Annotated in this window: 18 protein-coding genes; 7 read left to right on the plus strand and 11 right to left on the minus strand. The window is 66.8% G+C overall.

What is annotated here, in order from left to right; translation table 11 throughout:
* Positions 1 to 71: 71 nt before the first annotated feature.
* The 7 genes from FHS28_RS13175 to FHS28_RS13205 all read right to left on the minus strand — a co-directional run bounded on the left by FHS28_RS13175 (position 72) and on the right by FHS28_RS13205 (position 11,985).
* Positions 72 to 1,106: a GGDEF domain-containing protein gene (locus tag FHS28_RS13175; RefSeq protein ID WP_088451145.1), complete on the minus strand. Its 1,035-nt coding sequence runs from the start codon at positions 1,104 to 1,106 to the stop codon at positions 72 to 74.
* Between the two features lie 34 nt (positions 1,107 to 1,140).
* Positions 1,141 to 7,788, minus strand: a complete 6,648-nt coding sequence (locus tag FHS28_RS13180; RefSeq protein WP_088451147.1) for a hybrid sensor histidine kinase/response regulator — start codon at positions 7,786 to 7,788, stop codon at positions 1,141 to 1,143.
* Between the two features lie 124 nt (positions 7,789 to 7,912).
* Positions 7,913 to 10,183 carry a methyl-accepting chemotaxis protein gene (locus FHS28_RS13185; protein ID WP_088451518.1) on the minus strand — a complete coding sequence of 757 codons (2,271 nt, stop codon included), beginning with the start codon at positions 10,181 to 10,183 and terminating at the stop codon, positions 7,913 to 7,915.
* 58 nt (positions 10,184 to 10,241) lie between these two features.
* Positions 10,242 to 10,760, minus strand: coding sequence for a chemotaxis protein CheW (locus FHS28_RS13190; RefSeq protein WP_058936516.1), 519 nt, complete (start codon positions 10,758 to 10,760; stop codon positions 10,242 to 10,244).
* A 4-nt stretch (positions 10,761 to 10,764) separates the two neighbouring features.
* Positions 10,765 to 11,130 (minus strand): response regulator, encoded by a 366-nt coding sequence (locus FHS28_RS13195; RefSeq protein WP_058936517.1) that lies wholly within the window; start codon positions 11,128 to 11,130, stop codon positions 10,765 to 10,767.
* 125 nt (positions 11,131 to 11,255) lie between these two features.
* Positions 11,256 to 11,636: a response regulator gene (locus FHS28_RS13200; RefSeq protein WP_088451150.1), complete on the minus strand. Its 381-nt coding sequence runs from the start codon at positions 11,634 to 11,636 to the stop codon at positions 11,256 to 11,258.
* Between the two features lie 157 nt (positions 11,637 to 11,793).
* On the minus strand, positions 11,794 to 11,985 hold the full coding sequence (locus FHS28_RS13205; RefSeq protein WP_221193946.1) for a rubredoxin: 192 nt from the start codon (positions 11,983 to 11,985) through the stop codon (positions 11,794 to 11,796).
* A 133-nt stretch (positions 11,986 to 12,118) separates the two neighbouring features.
* On the opposite strand from FHS28_RS13205, the gene thiD reads away from it, so the two are divergent.
* From thiD to FHS28_RS13230, 5 genes are all read left to right on the plus strand, one after another.
* Positions 12,119 to 13,090: a bifunctional hydroxymethylpyrimidine kinase/phosphomethylpyrimidine kinase gene (gene thiD / locus FHS28_RS13210; RefSeq protein ID WP_246410029.1), complete on the plus strand. Its 972-nt coding sequence runs from the start codon at positions 12,119 to 12,121 to the stop codon at positions 13,088 to 13,090.
* An 11-nt stretch (positions 13,091 to 13,101) separates the two neighbouring features.
* Positions 13,102 to 14,388 (plus strand): glutamate-1-semialdehyde 2,1-aminomutase, encoded by a 1,287-nt coding sequence (hemL, locus tag FHS28_RS13215; protein ID WP_088451154.1) that lies wholly within the window; start codon positions 13,102 to 13,104, stop codon positions 14,386 to 14,388.
* 105 nt (positions 14,389 to 14,493) lie between these two features.
* Positions 14,494 to 15,864, plus strand: a complete 1,371-nt coding sequence (mpl, locus tag FHS28_RS13220; protein WP_088451156.1) for a UDP-N-acetylmuramate:L-alanyl-gamma-D-glutamyl-meso-diaminopimelate ligase — start codon at positions 14,494 to 14,496, stop codon at positions 15,862 to 15,864.
* A 103-nt stretch (positions 15,865 to 15,967) separates the two neighbouring features.
* Positions 15,968 to 17,047 (plus strand): AI-2E family transporter, encoded by a 1,080-nt coding sequence (locus FHS28_RS13225; RefSeq protein ID WP_088451158.1) that lies wholly within the window; start codon positions 15,968 to 15,970, stop codon positions 17,045 to 17,047.
* 127 nt (positions 17,048 to 17,174) lie between these two features.
* Positions 17,175 to 17,660, plus strand: coding sequence for a type II toxin-antitoxin system PemK/MazF family toxin (locus tag FHS28_RS13230; RefSeq protein WP_088451160.1), 486 nt, complete (start codon positions 17,175 to 17,177; stop codon positions 17,658 to 17,660).
* A gap of 146 nt (positions 17,661 to 17,806) precedes the next feature.
* Here FHS28_RS13230 and FHS28_RS13235 read toward each other — a convergent pair whose 3' ends face one another.
* A complete protein-coding gene (locus FHS28_RS13235; RefSeq protein WP_088451162.1) occupies positions 17,807 to 20,539 on the minus strand; it encodes a zinc-dependent metalloprotease in 2,733 nt (910 codons plus the stop codon).
* A 197-nt stretch (positions 20,540 to 20,736) separates the two neighbouring features.
* Between FHS28_RS13235 and FHS28_RS13240 the strand changes: the two genes are divergently transcribed.
* Positions 20,737 to 21,336 (plus strand): YqiA/YcfP family alpha/beta fold hydrolase, encoded by a 600-nt coding sequence (locus FHS28_RS13240; protein ID WP_088451164.1) that lies wholly within the window; start codon positions 20,737 to 20,739, stop codon positions 21,334 to 21,336.
* A 9-nt stretch (positions 21,337 to 21,345) separates the two neighbouring features.
* Here FHS28_RS13240 and FHS28_RS13245 read toward each other — a convergent pair whose 3' ends face one another.
* Entirely contained in the window at positions 21,346 to 22,464 is a 1,119-nt protein-coding gene (locus FHS28_RS13245; protein WP_088451166.1) for a transporter, read from the minus strand.
* Positions 22,457 to 23,344, minus strand: a complete 888-nt coding sequence (gene asd / locus FHS28_RS13250; protein WP_184294748.1) for an archaetidylserine decarboxylase — start codon at positions 23,342 to 23,344, stop codon at positions 22,457 to 22,459. Before asd ends, FHS28_RS13245 begins: the two co-directional genes overlap by 8 nt.
* A 72-nt stretch (positions 23,345 to 23,416) precedes the next feature.
* Between asd and FHS28_RS13255 the strand changes: the two genes are divergently transcribed.
* Positions 23,417 to 25,075, plus strand: coding sequence for an aminotransferase class III-fold pyridoxal phosphate-dependent enzyme (locus FHS28_RS13255; RefSeq protein ID WP_088451170.1), 1,659 nt, complete (start codon positions 23,417 to 23,419; stop codon positions 25,073 to 25,075).
* Here the strand turns inward: FHS28_RS13255 and FHS28_RS13260 are convergent.
* A complete protein-coding gene (locus FHS28_RS13260; protein ID WP_088451172.1) occupies positions 25,032 to 26,255 on the minus strand; it encodes an alpha/beta fold hydrolase in 1,224 nt (407 codons plus the stop codon). The genes FHS28_RS13255 and FHS28_RS13260 overlap by 44 nt on opposite strands.
* Positions 26,256 to 26,318: the final 63 nt, after the last annotated feature.

Here is a 26,318-nt window from a genome sequence, read left to right on the forward strand (position 1 = left end):
CTGGGAGAGCGTCTGAGAGGCGAGGCGGAAGGCGCTACAAACGGCCCGCTCGGAAGGGCCGGAAAGGTCGCTCAGAAGAGCTCGACGTCACTCGTATGACTCGATTCAGACATCTGCCCGCCAGCAATCAGCACCGCATGGCTCTGCACCTGATTCCGTCCATTGCCCTTGGCGTGATAGACGGCCTTGTCGGCACGCTCGAAAGCGCCCGCCGGCGAGTCGCCTGCGCGGATCTGGGTGAAGCCAATGCTCACCGTAATGCGGCCCACCTGCGGGAAGGCGTAGTGCTCGGTGTTGTGACGGAAACGCTCGAAGGCCAGCGCCGCGTCCTCTTCGTTTTCGCAGCGCATCAGCACCACGAATTCTTCGCCACCGAATCGGTAGAGCAGGTCATTGAAGCGGAAGGTGTTGCGCATCAGGCGCGACAGCAGCAGCAGCACTTCGTCGCCAATCAGATGGCCGAATCGGTCATTGATCGACTTGAAGTGATCGATGTCCAGCACACCGAGCCAGTAGCGCGGATGCTTCTCCGCCTGGCGACGTTCTTCCTGCGCGCCGGCTGCACGCAGCGGCAGTTCGGACACGGCCTTGAGGAAGCTTTCGTCGAAGGTCTTGCGATTGAGCAGCCCGGTGAGGGTGTCACGCTCGCTGTAGTCCAGCAAACCCTGGAAGTTGTGATAGATCCGCAGGACGCTGGTGACCAGCCGCTGCGCATCCGGACGCGGACGGCTGGACGATTGCAGTTCCAGCACACCGATCACTTCACGTTCGGTGGCGAGCGGAAAATAGGTGACCCACTGCTTCTGGTCGCGGTCCTGAAGGATGGCCCGCTCCTTGAGGCACTGGTGCCGACGAGGAACGTCTTCGAGCCGCGGCAGCCTGTCGGGGTCGACCCAGACGGAGTCCGCCGTTGCCACCGTGTCTTCCGCCCGAAGGCGGGCGCGGGTCAGCCACCGTTGCTGGCCGGGTTCACCGACACAGCGATAGATGGCGACCGACGCCGGAGTTTCCAGAAGATCACGCAGGGCCGTGACCAGCGTGACGTCCATGACGTCACGGTCACGAAACCCGGTGAGTTCTGCAAGGTGATCAACGACCTGAGGCATGGCGCTGTTTTAATCCACGCCCATCCGTCGGGCGTTACGACACGACCGCCTGTGCGGCGACGTTTTGAGCAGTGTATCGACCGATGAGTCCCAAAAGGTGCTCTTCGTCGTAGGGCTTGCCCAAATAGTCATCAACCCCCAATTGCTGCGCATAGTCGCGATGCTTTTGAGCGATCCGCGAGGTGATCATGATCACCGGCAGGGCGCGCAAGCGGGCATCTGCACGCAGGTTGCGGACCAGGTCGAAGCCGTCCATGCGCGGCATCTCGATGTCGGAGAGCACCACGGCCGGCAGTTCATCGCCGGACAGACGCTCCATCGCATCCAGGCCGTCCTTGGCCAGCAGCACGCGATAGCCTTCACGCTCCAGCATGCGCTGCGTGACGCGGCGCACGGTGAGCGAGTCGTCCACCACCATGACCAGCGGGGCCAGCGGCACGATCGGCTTCTCCACCACCACCTGGGCGGCAGCGGAGCGCTCGTGCACCCGCTGCTGAGCCGCATGGCCGTAGCGGTTGGCCAGGGCCACCGGGTTGTAGATCAGCGCCACGTCACCCGAGGCCAGCAGGCTGATGCCCGCCAGGCCCGGCACCTGCATCAGCTGCGGTCCGAGGTTCTTCACCACGACTTCCTGGTTGCCCAGGACTTCGTCCACGTGCAGGGCCAGTCGCTGCTGCGCGCTGTGCACCAGCACGACCGGGAGGGTGCGGCCCTGGGCCACGCCGCGCTCGGTGGCGTTCATCAGGCCGCCCAGCCAGTAGAAGGGCAATTGCTCGCCAGCCACCTGCATGAAGCCGTCCTGATAGGCCTTGTCCACCTGGTCGGCGGTCAGGCGCTGCACCGACAGCATCAGGCTGGCGGGCACCGCCACCTTGCGCTCGCCATAACGCAGCACCACCACCTGGGTCAGTGCGGTCGTCAGCGGCACGCGCAGCTCGAAGCTGGCGCCCTGCCCCGGGGTGGAGTCGGTCAGGACATAACCACCCAGCGTGTTGACCTCCGAGCGGACGACGTCCATGCCCACACCGCGGCCCGCCATTTCGGTCAGCGATTCGGCGGTGGAGAAGCCCGGCTCATAGATCAGTTCCATGAGCTGCTTGTTGGTCAGCGACTGGCCGGCCTGGATCAGGCCCTGGCTTTCACCGCGGGCGCGGATGCGCTCGAGGTTCAGGCCGGCGCCGTCATCGCTGAAGCGCACCTGGATTTCGTTGCCTTCCTGATGCAGGCTCAGCACGATGCGGCCCAGCGGCGCCTTGCCTGCCGCTTCGCGGACGGCGGGCGCTTCGATGCCGTGCACCACGCTGTTGCGCAGCAAATGTTCGAAAGCGCCAGTCAGACGCTCCAGCACGGAGCGGTCCAGTTCCACGCCACCGCCACGCACCTCCAGCTGGGCCTGCTTGCCGCTTTCGCGGGCGGCCTGACGGACCACGCGGTGCAGACGCTCACCCAGGCTGTTGTCGAATTCCACCATCCGCGTGCGCAGCAGGTCGTCCTGCAGTTCACGCGTCAGGCGGGACTGACCGGCCAGTTCGTCTTCACCGGCCGCCACGTTGCGTTGCAGACCGCGCTGCACCGTGGCCACGTCGTTGACCGATTCGGCCAGCATCCGGGTCAGTTCCTGGAAGCGGGTGTAGCGGTCGAATTCCAGCGGATCGAAGTCCTTGCCGGTGGCCTGTGCGGCTTCCTGGCGAGCGGCAATGCGGGCTTCCGCCTGCAGTTCCAGCTCACGCAGCTGCGTACGCAGACGCTCCAGGTTGTCGTCCAGGTCGCCCAGCAGCACGCGCATCTGGCCCAGCTCGGATTCGAGACGGGCGCGACGGATCGCGACTTCGCCGGAGAGGGCCGCCATGCGTTCCAGCAGCACACCGCGCACCCGGACCTGGGCTGCGGGCGCCACCGGGGCGCTTTCCATCGGCTGACCGAGGTCGGCCACTTCGCTGAAGTGGGCCCAGTCGATGTCGATGTCGGCCGGCACCACGGGCTGCGAGATCACGGCCGGGACCGGCGCCACAGGGGCTTCGGCCACCGCGGGTGCAGCCACCGGCTCGGCAGCAGCTTCAACCACGGCCGCAGGCTCCGCCGCCACAGCGTCAGAGCCTTCGACCGGCAGTTCGGCGGCGGGGACCTCATCGGCCTCCACCACGTCCATTAGCTCGACCGGTTCCACCACTTCGGTGGCCTCGGCGTTCTCGGCCACTTCCGCCACTTCCACCACTTCGGCCGTCTCAGGCGCCGGTGCTTCCACCGGCGCCGGTGCGGGCACCGGTGCAGGGATCGGCGCGGCCACCGGAGCGACCATCGGCGCCGGCACCACCGGCGCAGGATTGCGCCAGTCGCGTTGCAGGTTCTGGAAGCTGTATTCGAGCGCGTCAGCGGCGTCCTGCAGCTCCAGCACCTGGCCGTGGTCGGCCTGGCCGTCGCCCATCAGGCGTTCGATCTGGGACTCGAGGTTGTGGGCCTGTTCGCCCAGGCGCATGGCGCCGGCGAGACGGGCACCGCCCTTGAAGGTGTGCAGCACCCGCATGCAGGCCGAGGCGCGCGAAGCATCCTGCGGCTGCGAGGCCCACTCCCGCAGACCGGCATGCAACTGGCGCAGCAGGTCTTCGGCTTCTTCCTCGAAGATCGGCATCAGTTCCGGCTCGATCTGGTCGGGCAGGCTGAAGTCGAAATCGTCGTCGGCGAATTCGTCGTGTGCCACCGAAGGCACGGGCTCGGCGACCGCAGCCAGATAGGCCGGCGGCACCTGGGGCTCTGCGGCCTGGGACGCGGTCGACACTTCGTCCAGCGTCATGGCCAGCAGACCTTCGTCGCTGTCCAGCGCGCCGTCCGGCAGGGGTTCACCCGGCTGGAACAGTTGCAGCTCGGCCAGCAGCACGGCGTCGACTTCCTTCAGGAAACCGGCAGCGAACTGATGCAGCAGGCGGCGGATTTCGTCCGAACCGCGCTGGAACAGCGTCGGGTCGGCCACCACATGGCCCTGGGCACGGCCCAGCGCATGTTCCAGCGCACGGGCCAGCGTGGACAGGTCGTCGAAACCCACGGTCGCGGCACTGCCCGCCAGAGCATGGGCCAGCGGCTCCGCGTCCTGCGGCAGCGGCGACTGCGGCAGCAGCGACCATTCGGTCAGCTCCACCTGCAGACGGCGCGAGCGCTCATCCGCTTCGTTCAGGAAGATGTTGAACAGGGCGATGCTGATGCGCAGATGGCCAATGACCTTCACGCCTTCGTCGCTGTCTTCCTGCGACGTCAGGTCTTCCGTCTCGTCCGTTTCGACCGACGTGCCGCCCACCAGGCTCAGCACCGGCGCGACCGCCGGCACCGGCGCAAAGGCCTGCTCGATGATCGGCTCTTCGGTCTGCACCGGCGCTTCCACCGACGGGCTGCTCAGCAGTTCGCTGTGCAGGTCCAGATGCAGATCGACGGTCTCGGCCGGCGTCTGGACGTTCGCGGTCACCGGGGTGTCCGCGGTCGTTTCGGTGACGGTCGGCTGATCCAGGCTGGAGAGATCCAGCAGGTCCAGGTCGAGGTGCTCGCTGGGCTCGGTCGCCTCGATGGCGTCGGCCGCCTCGGCGTGAAGCTCATCCGGCAGCTCGATCGGCAGCGGCATCGGTTCGGTGGCGGTGACCTGTTCCGGTGCCAGATCCGTCGGCCAGCCTTCGGGCATGTCCAGCAGCGGTGCGGCTTCGGCGGCGGGAACGGGCATCTCCGGCAGGTCCGGCACTTCCACCAGTTCCGGAATCGCGGGGTCGAGGTGCAGGGATGCGTCGGCAGACAGCGAGGACAGGTCCAGCGCGGCGTCGAGCTGCGGCACATCCAGCGGCGGCATGTCGCGCGACGGCACCGCCTGTTGGGTCGCTTCCGTCGGGAAGTCCAGCGACAGGTCCAGCGTGGGCTCGTCCAGGCCCGCCGGCGCCACAGGCGTGTCCAGGCTCAGCGGCGGCACGTCCAGGCCCGGCAGGTCGAGGGCGGGCAGGCCATCGGCGGCCACCGGCGAGGTGGCCTCCAGCGGCGCCAGCGGCAGATCGTCCAGCGTTTCGACGGCGGTGGGCAGCTCGGCCACTTCCACCACTTCGGGCACTTCGGCGACCTCGATGATCTCGGGCACTTCCACCAGTTCCGGCACGTCCATCGGAGCGACGGCGGGCGCGGATGCGGCAGCTGCAGCAGGTGCGGCGGCAACCACCACCGGCGCTGCGGAAACCTTCAGCGGCTCGTAGCGGTTGTTCAGACGCAGGGCATCGGCAGCGGCGCGGAACGGTGCGCTGCTGTAGCCGTGCGGACGCTTCTCACCGATGGCGGTCGCCCAGGCCTGGAAGGCGTCGAGCGCTTCCTGGCTGGCGCGCAGCAGGTCGGCGTCGGCTTGCGGATGCTCGGAGAGGCGGTGATTGAACAGCTGCTCAAACGCCCAGCCCGCTTCGCCAAACTCATTGAGCCCCACCATGCGGGAGCTGCCCTTGAGCGTGTGGAAAGCGCGGCGGACGGTGGTCAGCTCTTCGCGGTTGCTGCTGTCGCGGGCCAGCACGGCCAGCGCGTCGCGGGCGGTGGTGACCACTTCGCCGACTTCTTCCAGGAAGATTTCGAGCATCTCCTGGTCGACGTCCGCTTCTTCCTGAGGAATGGGAGCGGACTCGGGCACGGCCGGCGGCGCCACCGGGGCGGATGCCTCGATGAACTGCTGCAGCGACTCGGCAGCGGCGGTGTTTTCCTGGCCTTCGCTCAGCAGTTGCTGCTGGGCTTGCTGGGCGGCCTGGGCGAGGTGGAGGTCGTCCGCAGCGCGGGCTTCCTGAGAGATACGTTCCAGGTCGCGCGCCAGGTCTTCCGCCGGGCGGTCGCCCTGGGCGACGGCAGCGGCGGTGGCCTGGAGCTGGTCCAGCAGTTGCGGTGCCGGCGCCTCTTCGGGCTGGGCATCCGCGACTTCCGCCGCCGGATGGTGCTCGCTTTCGCGACCAACCAGCGACTGCAGCAGACCGCTGGCATCGTCGAAGCGGAACATGCGCTTGGCCAGCTGAGGCTGGACGCTGAGCATGTCGATCAGGAAACCGAGTGCACCGAGGTTGTTGGCCAGTCGGTCGAACTGGGCACGCGGACCGGGCAGCGACGGATCGACTTCGGTCTGGGCCAGCTCGTCCACCTGGTCGCGCATGCGCAGCGTGGCTTGCGCGGCCTGGGACAGACCCAGCACGCTGAACACACCGCGCATGGTCTGCAGCTGGCTCGGCACCGGGATCAGCTGGTCACGCTTGGTCGGGTCGCGGAAATATTCGTCGCACTGACGCTCGACCTCGGAGAGGCTGTTGCGCAGTTCATGCACCACCGAACCCAGGGTCTGGCGGTCCGCCACGCGGCGGTACAGCTCTTCCATCCAGGCTTCCAGCGGCTCGGGCGTCTGGCCCTTGGCCACCGCCTCGATGCGACGGGACAGGGTGACGACGCGGTCGGCCTGCTCCGGCTGGTCGAAGGCCTCGTCTTCGAGGGCCGCTTCCAGGTAGAGCATCGCCGTGGCGATTTCCATGGCCAGCGTCGGCTCGGGCGGACGGCCCGAACGCAGCGTGGCCACGACGGCGCGGCGCAGCGTGTCGCCCAGCACTTCGCCACTGGGGAAGAGCTTCTGCAGCGATTCGGCAACGCCGGCAAACTGTTCGTCCAGACCGCCCAGGCGATGGGTTTCGCCTTCGGCGGCGGAGCCCCACGATTCCTTGGCCGTGGCCACACGGCGCTTGGCCGCCTGCACCCAGGTCGGGTCGATCTTGCCGAGGGTGTCGTCGCGATAGTCGACCGCGGGCGCTTCGATCAGTCCATAAGCCAGCTGCACCGCTTCCAGGCGGGGCGCGGAGCCCGGCGCCGGATGCTTGGCAGCTGCGGCGAAGAACAGCAGGTCCTTGGCCAGACGCTCCGACGGGGCGGCGTCACGGCCGGCGCGCAGCTGGGCCAGCAGGCGAGACCCCAGGCGCTTGACCAGGGTGTCCACCGGCAGCAGGCCGCGGGACTGCGCTTCGAATTGGGCCGCCGCCAGCATCCACAGCGTACGGCCGTGGGGCTGGGTCTGGGTCAGTGCCAGGCCGGCGCACAGGTCGCTCAGCAGCTGGCCTTGTCCCGGCGCGGGGGCGCGCATCTGCTTGAGCAGCAGCGCCTCGAAGGGCGCACGCATCTGCTCGGGCGTGAGGGCCCGCACGGCCGCATCGGTCGGCAGGTCACGCCAGCGGAACTCCTGGGTCCACAGGTCGGCCGGATGGATACGGCCTGCCCCGTTGAGTTCCTGCAAGGTTTGATAGGCCGGGAACAGCGCCAGCGAACTGGGCTGGCCGCCGGCCAGGGTCTTGGCGATGAAGGCCAGCACGGCGAAGTCGGCCCGCTCGACCGCCTCCACTTCCGCGACCGACACCAGCGCCGGGTTTTCCGCCAGGCGGAACAGCGTGGCCTCGGCAGCGCGCAACAGGTGCGCAGCCGCCGGCAGGCTCACCACCGCCAGCACGCCGGCTGCCTGGTGCATCTGTTGGGCCGCTCCCTGCAGCGCCGGGCTGGGCTGGCCTTCGCCGCCCAGGGTGGAAACGCGCGCGTCGGTATCGCGGAGCACTCGGCGCAGGGCCTTGTGCACCGATTCCAGCGTGCGACGCAGTTCCTCCTGAACCCAGGCCAAGGGGCTCAGGTCTGCCGGGAACTCGGATTCGCGCGAAAGGTCCATGCTCGCTCTTTATTGTCGCTATGTAATGGTCAGCGCCGTGGTGGCCGTGATCCCTGTGTGCTGTGCTGTGTGCCGCCCTGTGTGCCGGTCGAGGTGCTGCCCCTGTGCCGTTGCCCGGCAGGGATCAGCTGGTCACCTTGAATCGGGCCACCGACTGCTTCAGCGCTTCCGCCGACCGGGACAGCTCATGCACCATCTGGGCGGTGGAACGCGTACCTTCGGAAGTCTGCTCGGTCACCGCGAAGATGTGCTGAATATTTGCACCCACCTCGTTGGCCGCACGGGCTTCGTTCTGCGCAACGGTCGTGATCTGACCGATCAGTTCGTCCAGGCGACGCGACACCGCGTCGATGTCTTCCAGGGCGCGACCGGCCGCGTCAGACAGCTTGGTACCTTCCACCACACCCAGGGTGGAGCGTTCCATAGCGGCCACCGCGTCGTGCGTGTCGGTCTGAATGGTCTTCACCAGGGCCGCGATTCGGCGCGTTGCATCGGCGGAACGTTCCGCCAGACGCTGCACTTCTTCCGCCACCACCGAGAAGCCGCGACCGGCTTCACCGGCGGATGCGGCCTGGATGGCCGCGTTCAGCGCCAGCACGTTGGTCTGTTCGGTAATGTCCGAAATCAGCTCGGTGATCTCGCCAATTTCCTGCGACGACTCGCCCAGACGCTTGATCCGCTTCGACGTTTCCTGGATCTGGTCCCGGATCTGGTTCATACCGCCGATGTTGTTTTGCATCGCCTGCAGACCCTGTTCAGCAGCCATACGCGACTGGCGGGCCACTTCGGCCGTTGTCTGCGCCTGCGTGGACACATCGTTGATTCGGTGGGCCATCTGCAGCACCGCTTCACCGGTGGCGCGAATCTCGTGCAGCTGTTCGGTCGAGGCGGCCAGCAGTTCGGTCGAGGTCTGGTCGACCTGCGCGGTCGTGTCCGTCACCCGCACGGCCGTCGTCTGCACCTGGTGCACCAGGCTGCGCAGCTCTTCCACCGTGTAGTTCACCGAGTCGGCGATCGCGCCGGTGATGTCTTCCGTCACCGTGGCCTGGTGGGTCAAGTCACCTTCAGCCACCGTCTGCAGTTCGTTCATCAGACGCAGAATGGCGGCCTGGTTCGCGTCGTTGACGCGCTTGGCTTCCTGTTCCTGCGCTTCAGCTTCACGACGCTGTTCGTCAGCGAGCTGGGCACGGCGGGCCTGGTCACGCACATACAGCTGCAGGAAGCCGACCGCGCCGCCCACCAGGGCCAGCAGCGACAGCACCATGCCAGCCACCAGGACGAAGCTCAGACCGCCGGCCGCAGCCAGGTCGGTCGAGAGCTGGCCCAGGTCCTTACGCAGCACTTCGCTGTCGTTCAGGATGGAGGTCTGCGCTTCCCGCGAGGACACCAGGCCCTGCAGGTTGGACAGAATGGCGGTGGCCTGGGTGCGGGTCTGGTCGTACTGGCTCAGCAGCACCTTCAGGCGCTCACGCACCTGCGGATCCTTGGCGCCATTCAGGCGCAGTTCCGGGTTGCCGTCCAGCAGGGCCTGAGCGATTTCACGGAAGGCGTTCAAGTCCTTGCCCAGCAGGAACACGGCCTCGGGGCTCACGCCGTCCTGGGTCAGGAATTCGTTGGCGGACTTGCCGATCCGCTGCGTCAGCATCACCAGCTGACCGACCGCGGCCACTTCACCGGTGGAGGCATTGCCCTGGATCGACAGCGAAGCCACGGCTTCAGCGCTTTCCAGCAGGTCCGACGACTGGCGGTTAATGGCGCGCAGAGCGGCGCCCACCTGCGTCAGCACCTTTTCCTGAGCCAGCATCACCTTGGTGTTCTTGTCGGCGCGCTCGACCATCGGGGCGATCTTCTCGAGCAGCGGCTTGACGGAGCCCGGGGCTTCGGCCAGGGTGTCCGAACCGTCCCGCAGGCCGGCGATCACGCTGGTCAGCACCTGCGAGCTTTCCTTCATTTCAGGGAAGGCGTTCTTGTTGCCCAGCAGCGCGGTCGAGACCGCCTTGGCCAGACGCTGCGATTCCGTCATCGCCTGACCGGCACCGGCCACCTGGTCGGCGGCGCGGTTCGAACCCACGAGGCTGAGGGTCACGGTCAGCACGGTGCCCACCAGACCGGCAGCCACCAGGGCTGTCAGCAGGCCGGTGCGACGCGGCGGCTGCGGCGGCAGCTTCTTGGGCATGGACGACGCGGATTCCACGGCCGCGGTGGTCGGCTGGAAGCCGGCACCGGTTTCCTGGAACTCTGCGGTGGGCTGGGCGGTGGTGATGATCGAGGGCTGGAAGTCCTGCGATTCATCGGCCGCGGCCGCGTTCTCGGTCGAGGGGCCGGTGTCGTCGATGTCGACGTCCGCCTTGCCCTCGTTTTTGCCCTTGTTCTTGATTTTGTCCAGGAAGCTCATCACACCCTCGTTTGGTCTCGTTTCGTCGAAGCTGGCCGTCACAGGCCGCATTCAGGCATCAGTTCAAAACAATGCGCAGGAATTGGGGATGCAGGATCAGTGCATCCAGATCCAGCACCTGCCAGCGCCGGCCCTGCCCGTCGCGCATGCGCATCGGGGCGAAGTCGGGATGGCCGGCCGTGTCCGGCTCGGCCTGAAGCTGTTCGTCGCCGCGCAGGCCGAGGAGCTGGTCCACCAGCAGCGCGCAGTTGATACCCAGCTCCGGGTTGATCGACACCAACCGGTGGGAAGGCGTCAGGGAGGTCGCGCCCCGCAGGCCCAGGAAGGCCGACAGGTCCACCACCGTATGCAAGCCGCCGCGCAGGTTGGCCACGCCCAGCATCCACGGCTGGGTATAGGGCACCTGCTGCAGCGGCACAGGGGTAAAGATTTCGCCGGACTGTTTCAGCGGCAGCAGCAAGCCCAGGCCGGCACACTCCACGGCCAGCCAGTTGGCGGCTTGCGGCGTCTCGCGCGCCGCCTGCATCCGTTGCGCCAGGCGTTGCTGGAGGTCTCGCAGGGCTTGCTTGTTGGCCATGGTCTCAGCCCAGTGCCTTGATCTTGGCGATCAGCTCGTCCGCCTTGACCGGCTTGACGACGTAGTCGCGGGCGCCCTGGCGCATGCCCCAGACCTTGTCGGTCTCCTGGTTCTTGCTGGTGCAGATCACCACCGGCACGTCGGCGTAACGCTCGTCGCGGGTGATGGCACGGGTCAGCTGGAAACCGTTCTGGCCGGGCATGACCACGTCCATCAGGATCAGGTCAGGCTTTTCTTCCTCGAGACGCTTCATCGCTTCTTCACCGTTTTCAGCGGTGCGCACGGTGTAGCCGCGCTTGGTCAGAAGGTCGCTCAGGTGGTGCAGCTCGGTCTTCGAATCGTCGACGACCAGGATTTTTTGGATGGACATGGATGCTCCCAGGTAGCGCGGCCAGACTTCGGCCGCGATGGCCTTTTTGTCAGGGATGATGAGATTGACAGGAAACTCGGAAGTTCAAACGCCGCGATAACGCGGCGGTGTGAGGTTGTTGACGTTCAGGGCTCTCGCCTGTGCTGCTGGACTGCCTGCAGCAACTGATCCTTGGTGAACGGTTTGGTCAGATAGTCCTGCGAACCCACCATCCGTCCCCGCGCCTTGTCGAACAGACCGTCCTTGGAAGACAGCATGATGACCGGGACTTGGGAAAACTGCGGATTCCGCTTGATGATGGCGCAGGTCTGATAACCGTCCAGCCGCGGCATCAGGATGTCGCAGAACACGAGGTCCGGCTGGTAGTCGCTCAGCTTGGCGAGGGCGTCGAAGCCATCCTCCGCCAGCACCACCTGATGCCCACCCTGCTTCAGAAAGATTTCTGCGCTGCGGCGGATGGTGTTGCTGTCGTCGATGACCAGCACCTTTGTGGCCTTGGATTCCAAGCTGTTCTCCGTAAGTGTCAGACCAGGGTCGTCAGTGTTGTTGCGATTCGGGCCGGCGCGACACAGGAAGCGAGGGGCTTCCGTGATCCGTTTCGCGCTAGTTGCCAGTTCGTGGGTCCGGTTCGGGCGGTCAGCACCGCCCGGGCCATCCGATCGGTCAGATCTGGACCATTTCGAAGTCTTCCTTGCGGGCGCCGCACTCCGGGCAGGTCCAATTCATGTTCACATCTTCCCAACGCGTGTTGGGAGCGATACCGTGCTCAGGGTCTCCGGCGGCTTCGTCATAAATCCAGCCACAGATCAGGCACATCCAGGTCCTTGCTTCGCTCACGATGGGTTGACTTTGCATCACTACAATGATCGAAAGATTGTAGCCACGCCCCCTGGGTATCCCGGAGGGCAGAAGTACCGATGAAACAACAGTTAAAACCGGTCCTTCGTCACATTTCGCGCATCAGTTCACGGCTTCCCGCCGCCCATCCATGAGCCGTCAAGATCCAACCTCTCCCACCCCCGACCCGACCGGCGCCCAACCGGGCGAGGAGCAGGAGTCGCCCCCACCCGCCTGCGTCATGAGCTTCAATGCCAGCGACCCCAGCGGCGCCGGCGGCAGTGCCGGTGACGTGGCCACCATCGCCGCCATGGGCGCCCATGCGCTGCCGGTGGTGACCGCCATCGTCATGCGGGATACCGCCGAGGTCTTCGACCATCAGACGCTGGACGGCGACTGCATCGTCGAGCAGGCCCGCTCCATCCTGGAAGACGTGCCGGTGGCCGCCTGGAAGGTCGGATTCCTCGGCAGCGCCGAGGGTATTTCGTCGGTGGCGGAGGTGCTGTCCGACTATCCGGACGTGCCGCTGGTGGCCTACCTGCCCAGCATCGCCTGGCTGGACGAGGAGCAGCAGCAGAGCTACCTGGACGCCTTCCGGGAACTGGTGCTGCCGCAGACCCTGGTGCTGGTGGGCAACCACAAGACCCTGAGCGACTGCCTGCTGCCCGACTGGGATGCCGACCGCCCCGCCTCGCCCCGCGAGCTGGCCGTGGCCGCCCATCAGCACGGCGCCGCCCATGTGCTGGTGACCGGCATCAGCCTGCCCAACCAGTATCTGGACAATGTGCTGGCCGGGCCGCAGGGCCCGATCACCGGCGAGAAGTTCGAACGTTTCGAAGCCAGCTTCGTCGGCGCCGGCGACACGCTGTCGGCGGCCCTGGCCGCCCTGCTGTCGGTGGGGTCCGAGCCGCATGATGCGGTCGGCGAAGCCCTGGCCTTCCTGGATCAGGCCCTGGAATCGGGCTTCCGTCCCGGCATGGGCAATGTCATTCCGGACCGCTTCTTCTGGGCGCTACCGCCCGGGGAAGAAGGCGCCGAAGCCGGTCCCGATGGCCAGCCGGTCACCCCGGACGAGCCCCTCATCGACGAGCCGCCCACCCGCGGCCCGCGCCGTATCCACTGAACTTTGTGATCATGAGCCAGAACGACTCCCTCTTCGAGCGCGCCCAGCGGGTCATCCCCGGCGGCGTCAATTCGCCGGTGCGGGCCTTCCGCGCGGTCGGCGGCACGCCGCGCTTCATCGCCCGCGGTGAAGGCGCCTACATGGTGGACGCCGATGGCAAACGCTACATCGACTACATCGGCTCCTGGGGCCCGATGATCCTGGGGCATGGCCATCCGGCGGTGATCGAGGCGGTGCAGCGGGCGGTGACCGAGGGCCTGTCCTTCGGCGCGCCGACCGAGCGTGAGATCGAACTGGCGGAAGAAATTCTGCAACTGGTGCCCAGCTGCGAGCAGGTGCGGCTGGTCAGCTCCGGCACCGAAGCCACGATGAGCGCCATCCGCCTGGCCCGCGGCGCCACCGGCCGGAACACCTTCATCAAGTTTGAAGGCTGCTACCACGGCCACACCGATGCCCTGCTGGTCAAGGCCGGCTCGGGCCTGGCCACCTTCGGCCATCCGACCAGCGCGGGCGTGCCGGAAGCCACCGCGCAGCACACGCTGGTTCTGGAATACAACAACGTCGAAGCGCTGGAAGAGGCCTTCGCGCTGTATGGCCCGGAACTGGCCTGCGTGATCGTGGAACCGATCGCCGGCAACATGAACTTCGTACGTGCCAGCGTGCCGTTCATGACCCGCCTGCGGGAGCTGTGCACCGCATCCGGCGCCCTGCTGGTGCTGGACGAAGTCATGACCGGCTTCCGCGTGGGCCTGCGCAGCGCCCAGGGCCACTATGCCGACCTGATTCCCGGCTTCAAGCCGGACATCAGTGTCTTCGGCAAGGTCATCGGCGGCGGCATGCCGCTGGCCGCCTTCGGCGCGAGCCGGGACATCATGAAGCACCTGGCGCCGCTGGGCGGGGTCTATCAGGCCGGCACGCTGTCGGGCAATCCGGTGGCGACCGCCTGCGGTCTGGCCACGCTGCGCGAGATCCGCAAACCGGGCTTCTTCGAGGCCCTGTCGGCCCGCACCCGCCGCCTGGTGGAGGGCCTCAGCGCCGTGGCGCGCGAGCAGGGCGTGCCCTTCAGCGCCGACAGCCAGGGCGGCATGTTCGGCTTCTTCCTGCTGCCGGAACTGCCGCAGAACTACACCGAGGTGATGCGCACCGACAAGGAGCGGTTCAACCGCTTCTTCCATGCGATGCTGGACGCCGGGGTCTACCTGGCGCCGGCCTTGTACGAAGCAGGCTTTGTCTCGGCGGCCCATACCGACGCCGACATCGACGCCACCCTGGCAGCCGCCCGCACGGCGCTGCGCTGAGGGGCCGCGGCAGGCAAACGCCGAGCCGGGACTGTCGCGATCCGCCCACCCTGAGACAGGTATTACTCTTGCTTACCCTTTGGTACAGCAGCTGAAGCACGAACCATGCATATCCACATTCTGGGCATCTGCGGCACTTTCATGGGCGGTCTGGCCGCCCTCGCCCGCGAGGCAGGTCATCGGGTCACCGGCTGCGATGCCAATGTGTATCCGCCGATGTCCACGCAGCTCGAGGCGCTGGGCATCGAGCTGATCGAGGGCTTTGGCGAGGACCAACTGGCTCTGCGCCCGGACCTGTTTGTGGTGGGCAATGTGGTGACGCGGTCTTCGGAAGGCCGTTTTCCGCTGATGGAAGCGATCCTCGACGCGGGGCTGCCCTACACCAGCGGCCCGCAATGGCTGGCGGAGCATGTGCTGCAGGGCCGTCATGTGCTGGCGGTGGCGGGGACCCACGGCAAGACAACCACCACCTCGATGCTGGCCTGGATCCTGGAGAGCGCGGGGTTGAACCCCGGCTTCCTGATCGGGGGCGTGCCGCAGAACTTCGGCGTGTCGGCACGGTTGGGAGACGGGCGCCACTTCGTCATCGAGGCGGACGAATACGACACCGCGTTCTTCGACAAGCGCAGCAAGTTCGTGCACTACCGTCCGCGTACCGCGGTGCTCAACAACCTGGAGCACGACCACGCGGACATCTTCCCGGACCTGGCGGCCATCGAGACCCAGTTCCATCATCTGGTCCGCACCGTGCCGCCGTCAGGGCGGCTCGTCGTCAATGCCCGAGAGGACGCCCTGCAGCGAGTGCTGAGCCGCGGCTGCTGGAGCGAGGTGCAGCGCTTCGGCGCCCGCAAGGAAGAACCGGGCGCCCTGCGGGCCCGCGGCGAGCCGAGCTCCTTCGACGTGCTGCGCGGCAGCCTGAAGGTCGGCCACGTGAACTGGGAGCTGATGGGCGAGCACAACCAGCTCAACGCGCTGGCGGCGATCGCCGCAGCGGAGCATGTGGGGGTGGATCCGGAAGCGGCCGCCACCGCCCTGTGCAGCTTCAAGAGCGTCCGCCGTCGCCTGGAGCTGCGCGGTGAGGTGAGGGGCATCAAGGTCTATGACGACTTCGCCCACCATCCCACCGCCATCCACACGACGGTGGAAGGCCTGCGCCGTCGCATCGCACCGGCCGAGCGCATCCTGGCCATCTTCGAGCCGCGCTCCAACACGATGAAGCTGGGCACGATGAAGGCGCAGCTGCCCTGGGCGCTGGAAGAAGCGGACATCAGCTTCTGCAACCAGGACGGCCTGACCTGGGATGCCCGCGAGACCCTGGCGCCGCTGGGCGAGCAGGCGGTGGTCGGCGCCAATGTGGACGATCTGGTCCGCCTGGTGGTGGCCGCGGCCAAGCCCGGCGACCATCTGCTGTGCATGAGCAACGGGGGTTTCGGCGGCATTCACGAGAAACTGCTGGCGGCGCTGGCGAAGACGTAAGCTCCGCCCCCAGGCGCAACCACGCGTCTGCCAGGCATGCTGGCTGCCCTGCCGTGCCACCACAGTCCCGACCGTTCCTTCATTCTCCCGGAGCACCGACACGATGAGCGTTCCCGGCAAGCAGGTCCCTGCCCTGCAAAACCGTTCCTTTCTCTGCCTGCTCACTCTGGTGACGGTCGGCTTCGGATGGATCCTCTGGCCGATGCTCGGCGCGATTCTCTGGGGCGTGGCGCTGGCCATCGTCTTCCGGCCCATCTACCTGAGGCTGCTGCGCAAGCTCAACCGGCCGAATGTGGCGGGGATTCTCACCATCCTGCTGATCGTGGTGCTGGTGGTGGTGCCGATGGCCTACGTCACCGCGGCGCTGGTGCGGGAAGCGACAGTGCTCTATGAGATGTTCAAGTCGGGCAAGTTCGACTTCCACACCTATGTGCAGCAGATCTACGCCGCCACGCCGCGCTGGGTGATGGACCTGCTCGAGCGGCTGGGGCTGCAGGACCTGACCAATCTGCAGGACCGGCTGGGCTCGGCGCTGAATCAGGCCAGCCAGTTCGTGGCGACCAAGGCGCTGGGTTTTGGTCAGGACACTTTCGACTTTGTGGTCAGCTTCTTTGTGATGCTGTATCTGCTGTTCTTCCTGATGCGGGATGGCGAGCAGCTGTCCAAGCGCATCCGTGACGCCCTGCCGCTGCAGGATGCCTACAAGCGCCAGCTGGGCGACAAGTTCCGCACGGTGATCCGGGCGACGGTCAAGGGCAACATCGTGGTGGCGGTGCTGCAAGGCGCGCTGGGCGGTCTGGCCTTCTGGGTGCTGGACATCCATGCGCCGGTGCTGTGGGCCGTGCTGATGGCCTTCCTGTCGCTGCTGCCGGCGGTGGGTGCGGCCATGGTGTGGGGGCCGGTGGCGATCTATCTGCTGGCGACCGGGTCGGTGGGTGCCGGCGTCGGTCTGATGCTCTACGGGACGATGGTGATCGGCCTGGTGGATAACCTGCTGCGTCCGCTGCTGGTAGGCAAGGACACCAAGATGCCGGACTATGTGGTGCTGATGACGACCATCGGCGGCATGGCGGTGTTCGGCATCAACGGCTTCGTGATCGGCCCGCTGATTGCAGCGATGTTCATCGCGGTGTGGGACATCGTGGCGGCGGAGCGTCGGTATCCGGAGGATCGGACGGGTTGAGTCGGCGGCCGCCAGACGGCCGGAAGTGTCAGTGCCTTGACGAAATTCAAGCGCCTGCCGTCCATGCAATTCTGAGCGCATCAGAGGGCCTTCAGACTGACAGCTTTGCGGCGGGAGACCGTGCCCCATGAGCTTGTCATTTCCTCCTCGAATAGGATCCGTGCTGGTCTGCGATTTCGGTGGCTTCGTCGAGCCTGAGATGGTGAAACGACGTGAAGTCGTGGTCGTGGGCCGAAGTCGCCATCAACAGCGCCTGGTGACCGTGATTCCACTGTCCACCACGGCGCCACGACGTGAAGAGGCGTACCACCATCGCCTTGCGGCCAATCCTCGGCCCAATGACGATCCAGAGAAGACCGTCTGGGCCAAGTGCGACATGATCTACACGCTGAGTACTGCGCGTATGGATCTTCACTACACACGCACACGTCGCGGGGGTCGCCAGCACGCATTGGTCAAAGTTTCTGACGAAGATCTCGATCAACTGCGCCGCTGTGTTGCGGCCTCACTAGGCCTCTCGTACACTCCTTCCATTCCTTCAAGGAATCTGAGTCTGGATCCGCCGACACCCTCGGGTGAAAGCGTTGAACCAGCCGGGGTCGCAGGACGATGACAAGTCGGCTTCCCCGCTCTCACGGGCGCTGCGCTTCATCGGCCAGGCGCCCTTGTCTTTTGTGGCGCCCGCCATGGCGCATAAAAAAGGGCCGGTCTCCACCGGCCCTTGCTCCTTGTGATCGGGGCGCCTTGGCGCCCTCACCTTCAGGTGCGTGTCATCGTCGCCTTGAGCGTGGTGCTCAGCAGGTCGAGACTCTCCGCAATGTGCGCACGCGTCTCCACCGACTGGCCGCCCCTGGACTGCGCCGCACGCAACTCGGACTGCAGCTGCGTCGCCTGGAAGCGCATCAGCGCATAAGCATCAGCAAACTGGCCGGTGGCATTGCCATGCGTCAGGTTGGCCTGCAGACGGCGCAGATACTCGCGTTGCAGGTTGCGACGCAGACGGTCGATCTCGCCGCCGGTCTTCAGCTCGCTCCAGATGGACGACTGCAGCGTGCCATACACCTCATTGAGCGAGATGATGCCCTTGCGCTGCGACGCCGGCACATAGTTGGGCAGTTCCATCAGACGGACCGCCGTGCTCACGCTCAGCAGCCGGTTCAGCGCCGCCAGCTGCACCGTCGACACCGCCGCCGGAATGCTCACCCACTGCGGACGCGCGAACTCCACATAGTCGGTGGTCAGCGAGCTCAGGAATTCCGGCTTGAAGCGGAAGCTGTCCGCACTGAACAGGCCCGTGGCCAGGAAGCGCAGCGCCTCCCGCTGCTTGGCCGGATCCACCGGCGTCAGCGCCGGACGCGACGCCCCCGGCACATCCCGCACCGTGTACATGCCGCCCACATACTTGCCCACCAGCTCCGACGCCCGGCCCAATTGCATGAAGCCGTTGATCAGCGAGCGGCGCTGACGCAGCGGATCTTCCCCCGCCACCGGCTTGCGGTTCTGCACCCGGTTCCACAGCTCCTGCGAGAGCTTCAGACGCTTCTGGTAGTAGGCCAGCGGATCGTCGCCCAGGTCGAAGCGGTTGATCATCGGATCCATGCCGTCGTAGGGGCCGAAGCCGCCGGCATCGGTGTCGTCCGCGTACGCATGGCCCGGCTCGGTATTGCGGGACGCGATGCGGGTCAGCTCCGCCTCTTCCTGCTCCTTGCCGACCGTCTTGTAGGCGTACTCAATCGCCCAGTAGTCATAGGCACCGAGCGTCGTGTTGTTGTAGCTGGTCGGCGCCTCGCCTTCGAGCGGGATGTTGTAGGCGTTGTAGTCCATCACCGAGCCGGAAATGCCGTGGGCATCGGTGTAGGCCTTGTCCTTGAGCTGCGCCTGCGAGACCGTGGTGGACGCCTTGAAGTTGTGCTTGAGGCCGAGGGTGTGACCCACCTCATGCATGATCACGTCCTTGATCCGCGCCTGCACAAAGGCTTCGGCCTCCGGGCTGTTGGGGTCGATGTCGCCCCGGGCTTCCAGAATGTCCAGCGCGAAGTTCATCTCCGAGGCAGCATCCATTGCATAGGTGCAGTAGCTGGCGTTGCGGCCTTCGCGCCAGCCCTGGTTCATCTGGGCCAGCGCCTTTTCTTCATCACTCAGGCTGGTGAGGCGGGGCACATCCTCGCTGATGAAGGCGCGCCCGCCACGAGAGAACACATCGCTCATGCCGATGTCGGCGTCCAGGATCTCGCCGGTGCGCGGGTCCACATGCGACGGGCCGATGGCAAAGCCCACGTCCGCCCCCACGAACCAGCGGATGGACGCATGCTGCGCATCCATGTTGTCCCAGTCGGCATCATCCGGCTGCTGCTTGGCGACCACCGCGTTCTTGAAGCCGATCTTCTCGAAGGCCTTGTTCCATTCCAGGATGCCGGCCTCCACCGCCGGGCGGTACTTGGCGGGAATGTTCTTGTCCATCCAGTAAACGATCGGCTGCACCGGCTCGGACAGCGCCGCTGACGGATCCTTTTTCTCCAGGCGCCATCGGTTGATGTAGTGCACCCGCGTATTGGCCTTGCTGTCGTCACTCAGGTCGTTGAACGACTCGGTGAAGTGGCCCAGGCGGCCATCCGCGCGACGGGTGGGCATGGCGGCTTCCGGCAGCGCGCGGAAGTTGTAGACAAAGCCCATGAACATCGAGCGCGGATCCGGCGTCGCCATCGGGGGCGGCGGCACCGGCACCGGCGGCGCCACCAGCGGCGGCGCAGGAATGCGGGGGGTGAAGTAGTGCACCTTGGCGCTCAGGGTGCTGAGCGTGCCGTCGGCGCGGGTGGTCTCGAAGTAGGAGTTGCTGCGGTCGACCGAATACGGCAGGCGGAACGCCATTTCCATGCGGGTGCTCATGCCCGGGATGTCGGTCAGCAGCAGGCCGGCATCCACCAGGAAGGACTTGCGCTCCGGATGATCGGCACTGGCCACCGGACCCGCGGCCAGCAGGCTGGGCGAGAACGCCTCTTCCACCGCACGCTTGCCGCCGCCTTCGGCGCGGAAGCGGGTGTTCAGGGCCACCAGCTGGATCATGTTGCCCACGCGGCGCCATTCGGCCATCACGTCCGGACCCATCTGGCTGGCGTAGAAACCGCGCTCACCGATGGAGCTGGAGATGTTGATGGTGAACAGGAAGGGCTTGTTCAGCATGGCCCGCGGAATTTCCAGCCAGACCTTCTCGTCTTTCCGAAGGATGGGGAACAGGCCGTCCTGGCGCTTGGTGTCGCGCGACACCTCGGCGAAGGGCTTCGGCGCGGTGGGGTCCGCCGGCGGTCGGGCCGTCATCGGCGAAGGGGCGCCGGGAGCGCCCGGGGCACCGGACGCGGCGGTGGCCGGGGCCGATGCGGCGGCCGCAGGCGCGGCGGCGGCGCCATTGCCGCCGGCCGGCACGGTGGCGCAGGCGCACAGCATCAGGGACGCCAGGGCAATGGCGGACAGCTTGAGGGAATCCGTAGTGATCATGAGGCAGATCGGTGAAGAGTGAACAGCTGCAGTGTCGGTGCGGCGGGTGGCGACGGCTACCGGCAACGATCAACCGCAGGCATCGGAACGGGACCTGGAATTTCGGGGGCGCGCGTGGCGCACGGAGGCCGGGACATTAACCGATTCAGCAGCCCTGTGCCGGAAGTGATTCAGGGCTCACCCCTACACTGCAGCGCATGACTACCGCCGTTCCCGCCCCCCGCACTCACCTGCTGTATTTGCATGGATTTCGGTCGTCTCCGCAATCGGCCAAAGCCCTGCGCATGACCCGCTGGGTGGCCGAGCATCGGCCCGACCTGACGCTGGTGTGTCCCCAGTTGCCGCCCTCGCCGAAGGCGGCCATGGCGCTGGCCACCGCCCTGGTGGCGGACTGGCCGCGCGACACGATGGCGGTGATGGGCAGTTCCCTGGGCGGCTTCTATGCCACCTATCTGGCACAGCAGACCGGCGCCCGCACCGCGCTGATCAATCCAGCGGTGGACCCGGCGCGGGATCTGGCCGCCTACATCGGCGAACAGACGGTGTGGCAGAACCCGCAGGAGCGCTTTTATTTCCGTCCGGAGTTCGTCGGGGAACTGCAGGCGCTGACCGTGGGGCCGCTCACGCATCCGGAACGGCTGATGGCGGTGATCGCCAAAGGCGATGAGCTGCTCAGCTGGGAAGAAATGGTGGCGCGTTACCCCGGCAGCCACATCCGCCTGCTGGACGGCGGGGACCATGCGCTGTCTGACTTCGACGACCATCTGCCGGCGATCACGACCTTCCTCGGGCTTTGATGCTTCCGTTCAACGGGACGGCCGCCGGATCGCCCAGACCAGCAGCGCCGTCACCAGCACCGTCAGCACCACGATCAGCATGACCACCACGACGAAGCCGTGGGGATGGTCGAGGAAGGGCAGCCCGCCGACATTCATCCCGAACAGGCCGGACACCAGGTTGATCGGTAGGGCCAGCACCGTCACCATCGTCAGCAGATAGAGCGTGCGGTTGTTTTCCTGTGCCACCAGCGCGGCGGTCTCATCCTGCACCGCCCGGATGCGTTCCTGCAGCGCCTGAATGTCCCGCAGCACCAGGGCAAACTCTTCGCTGGCCTGCTGCAGTTGCTGCTGGTCCGAAGGCGTCACCCAGGCCGGCGGATGCGACAGCATGCGCAGCAGCGCGCTCGGTTCCGGCGCCAGCAGGCGCTGCAGCCGCACCATCAGCCGTCGCAACTGGGCCACGTCGTTGTCGGTGCCCGGCCGGCGTCCGGCCAGCAGCGCGTCTTCGATGTCGTCCACCCGCTCCGTCGCCTGACGGACGATGCGCTGCAGCTCATCCGCCTGATCGCGCAGCAGATGGTCAAGCAGCCCCAGCGTCGATTGCGGCCGGTCGCCGCGCTTGACCGCCATGCGCAGCCGGTCCACCGACCGCAGCGGCGAGCGGCGGGCGCTGAGGACCAGATGCTCGCTGACCTGCATCCACAGGGTGGACACGTCCTCCACGTCGAAAGCGAAGTCGAAGGTGACGTCGTTGAGCACGGCAAACAGCTGATCCCGGTCGCGCTCGATGCGGGAGGAGCGCGAGCCGGCCTGCTGAGCTTCCATGAAGCTGTCGGCCAGCACCGCGTGCTTCGCCAGCCAGGGCATCGCCCCCGCATGGCTGAGATTCAGATGCAGCCAGACATAACCGCCGTCCGGCCGCTCCAGCCGCGCCTGTGCATCGGCCAGCGTGGGGAGCGACTCGGTGGGGCGGTCGGGATGGATCCAGAACCCGCAGATGAGACCGTTCTGGTCCCCGCCGTAGGAAGAGATCTGGGCGCTGATCTGCGATGCGCCTGCGGATGCCGGCGGCGGCGGTGGCGCGCCGTCGGCGGAGGACAAAGGCGACCGGAGCGGCGCCGGTGTGTCGGGCAAGGGTTCAGCCATCAGCGGAGGATCCAGGGAGTCGGGCGATCGCCTGCCCCATGCGCAGCCGCTGGCCGGTGACCACAGCCTCCAGCAGCGCCACGCCGGGCGGCAGGAACACGATGATCGTCGAACCTTGCTCGAACCAGCCCATCTCCTCGCCGCGTGTATGCGAATGGCGACAGTCGAAGCGGTGTGGACCGGGATGGTCCGGTCGCAGAGTCAGGTCCAGCGCATGCAGACGCAGGCTGGCCACCAGGATGGCGGCGACCGGCACCATCGCGATGGGCGTGCCGTCCGGCAACCGAGCCTCGATGGCCGCCCGCACATTGCGGCAGAAGAGCCGCTCCACCCGCTTGAGCGCAATCGGATTCACGTTCCAGGTGTCGCCCGCCAGATGGGTCACCCGCTCCACCGTCAGGTCGGCCGGCGCGTGGAAGCGGTGGTACATCGACGAGGTGAGCCGCAGGGTGAGGTAGCTGCCATTCAGGTAGGGCGCCGCCCGCTGCGCATCGCCAAACAGGTCCTGGATGCCATAGGCCATGCCCTTGGCCTGCAGCGCCAGGCCGCGCTGCACCCGGCCGTGGGCGCCGACGATGGCGTCACACGGGCTCACCAGCAGGGACGGGTCGCTGTCCACCGGCCGCATGCCGGGCCGCAGTCGCCGGGTGAAGACCTCCCGCAGGCTGCGGTAGTCACGGGGCTCCGCTTCGCTCAGGTCCAGATCGGTGAAAAGCCGCCAGACCGCCACCGACAGCCGCGTCAGCCACGGGCTCTCGATGCGGCTGTACCAGCCCATGAACCGGGTGAGCGCCAGCCGCGGCACCCGGTTGGTCAGCAGAAAGTTCAGCTGCTCCTGCTGGGTCAGACGGTCACGCCAGCTAGCCAGTTTCATAGACATGTCAATCGCATCCGGTACACCTCGCCACTGTGCCTACCGTGTGTGACAGGACAGTACTTTGAGGCCATTGCCATGAACCCAGAACTGCTCTCCGCGCTGGCTGCTGCCGGCCTGCTGACCGCCGCCCTCGCGCTGGCGCCCAAGGGCTGGCGACGGCTGCAGCTGTCCCGGGCCAAACATCCGTCGCTGGCCGGCCATTCGCGGATGGCGGTGCGGCTGGCCCGGCTGATGCCGACGCAGCGCTTCGACGACGACCGCTTTTTCAACGCCGATGACGCCTGCGCCGAGGTGGTGCAGCGGCGACGGGCCAGTTTCGAGGGTCTGTCCCAGGCGCTGCAGCAGCGCCATGCCCGCAGCATCGCCGCCACGCAGGCGCTCAAGCCCGGGTTGCCGGACCTGCAGTTCACCAGCGGCTACCGGGTGCCGCCACCCTTCAGTCCGCTGGTGCAGAAAGCCTTGCCCCTGGGCGCGGTGATGAGCCGCAGCGACGGCCACTGGCTGACCGACCTGGACGGCCAGCGTTTCATCGACCTGGCCGGGAGCTACGGGGTCAACCTGTTCGGTTATGCCTTCTATCAGCGCTGCATCGCGGAAGGCAGTGCCCGGGTGGCCGAATTGGGGCCGGTGCTCGGGGTGTATCACCCGCTGGTCGAGCAGAACGTCCAGCGGCTGCTGGCCCTCTCCGGCATGGACCAGCTGTCCTTCCACATGTCCGGCACCGAAGCGGTGATGCAGGCAGTGCGGCTGGCGCGGTATCACACCGGCCGGACCCATCTGGTGCGCTTTTGCGGTGCGTATCACGGCTGGTGGGACGAGGCGCAGCCCGGGCCCGGCAATCCGCTGCCGGCCGAGCGCACCTACACCCTGCGTGACATGCACGCCCGCAGCCTGCAGGTGCTGCGCACCCGGCGGGACATCGCCTGCGTGCTGGTGAATCCGCTGCAGGCGCTGCATCCGAACCGGCCGGCGCCGGGGGATGGGTCACTGGTCGACAGTTCTCGCCGTGCGTCCTATGACCGCGAGGCCTATGCCGCCTGGCTGCGCGAACTGCGGCAGGTCTGCACCGAGCGCGGCATTGCGCTGATCTTCGACGAAGTCTTCATGGGCTTCCGGCTGGGCATCGGTGGGGCCCAGGCCTACTTCGGCGTGCAGGCCGATCTGGTCACCTACGGCAAGACACTGGGCGGCGGCCTGCCGGTGGGCGTGGTGTGCGGAAAGGCGGCGTGGATGAAGCGCTATCGTGAGGAACGGCCCGCCGACATCTGCTTTGCGCGTGGCACGTTCAATACCCATCCGTATGTGATGGGCGCGATGTCGGTCTTCCTGGATGCGCTGGAGGAGCCAGCCTGGCAGCAGACGCTGACCGAGCAGGACACCATTCAGGACCGGCGCCGGGCGCAGCTCAATGCGGCGCTGGAGGCGGCGGGGCTGCCGGTGCGGGTGGCCAACATGTCGTCGGTCTGGACGCTGTATTACCTGCAGCCGTCCCGCTATAACTGGATGCTGCAGTATTTCATGCGGGCACAGGGCCTGGCGTTGAGCTGGGTCGGCACTGGCCGCATGATTTTCAGCACCGACTTCAGCGATGCCGATTTCGATGAGGTGCAGCGCCGGCTGCTGGCCGCCGCGCAGGCGATGCGCGACGGGGGGTGGTGGGCCGGGCCGGCCGAGCTGACGAATCAGTCGATCAAACGCCGCTTGCTGCTCGAGACGCTCGGTTGGGCCCGTTGAGGGGACGGGTCCGGGCCGAGGCTGACGGCCCGGACGGCGCTGATGCGGCGGATGCCGATGCCGATGCAGGGGCAGGGGCAGGGGCAGGGGCAGGGGCAGAGGCAGAGGCAGAGGCAGAGGCAGAGGCAGAGGCTGAAGCGGAAGCCGAGGAGGCTGCGGCCGTCACTGCCACCGCAGACGCGGCAGACGCGGCAGACGCGGCAGACGCGGCAGATGCGGCAGATGCGGCAGATGGCGCGGATGCCGCAGCCTCGGCGCGTTCGCGGATCTCATTGGCCACCTCATCCACCGCATGCACCACCGCGTCCGGCTGATCCCGCTGGATGTAGTGCCCCGCCCCTTCCACCGGCTGGATGCCTTTGCCGCCGACCAGCGGCAGCCAGTTCGGCTCCAGCCCGTGCACCATCGCCTCAAAGCCGCTGATGGTCTCTTCCGGTGTGTAGACCGTGCGCGTCAGCACCCGCACGGGTACGTCCGGACGACGTTTGGCCAGCAGCGGGTCGACGCAGTCAGTCTGCTGGATGTATTCGGCCTGCATCATGCCGCGGAAGACCCGGCGGCTCATGCTCTCCAGCATGTTGGCCATCAGCGGCACTTCCACCTGCATGCGCCGGGTGTGCATGGGATGCACCGCATCCACCAGCACCAGGCCCGCCACTTCATCGGGATACAGGCGCGAGAACGCATATTGATAGAGGCCGCCCATCGAATGCCCGACCAGCAGATACGGGGGTTTGATGCCCGACGCATGCAGCAGGTCATGCAGTTCGGTGGCAATGCCGCAGGGGTTGCGGGGTGTCGGCGGGGTGGCGGTGCTGTCGCCGTAGCCAGGCCGGTCATACGCAAAGACCGAATAGCGGTCGCGCAGTTCGCTCATCACCGGTACCCACGGATCCCGCCCGTCGCCGATGCTCGATTGCAGCACCACCACCGGCTTGCCACCACCGACATAGGTGTAGACCACCGGGCCCCCGAGCAGCCGCTGGGTGCCGGTGTTGGGCATGGCGCCGCAGCCGGCCAGCAGCGCGGCAGCGCAGGACAGCGCCAAGGCGCCCCAGGACGGTCCGCGGGCAGGCAGACAGGCTGCAAGCCTCGACAACAGCGAAGACAGCAACGTCCGTCCCGATAAGGTCGGGGACAGGACGGGCGCCCAGGAGCGGCGCCGGCGCAACAACATCATGCAGGAACCTCCGGAGGGATCGGACAGGCGGCGAGCCGTCCGGAGGCCGGGGAATGGCCTCGG

The organism is Roseateles terrae (assembly GCF_014192155.1).
Classification (GTDB): Bacteria; Pseudomonadota; Gammaproteobacteria; order Burkholderiales; family Burkholderiaceae_C; genus Roseateles; species Roseateles terrae.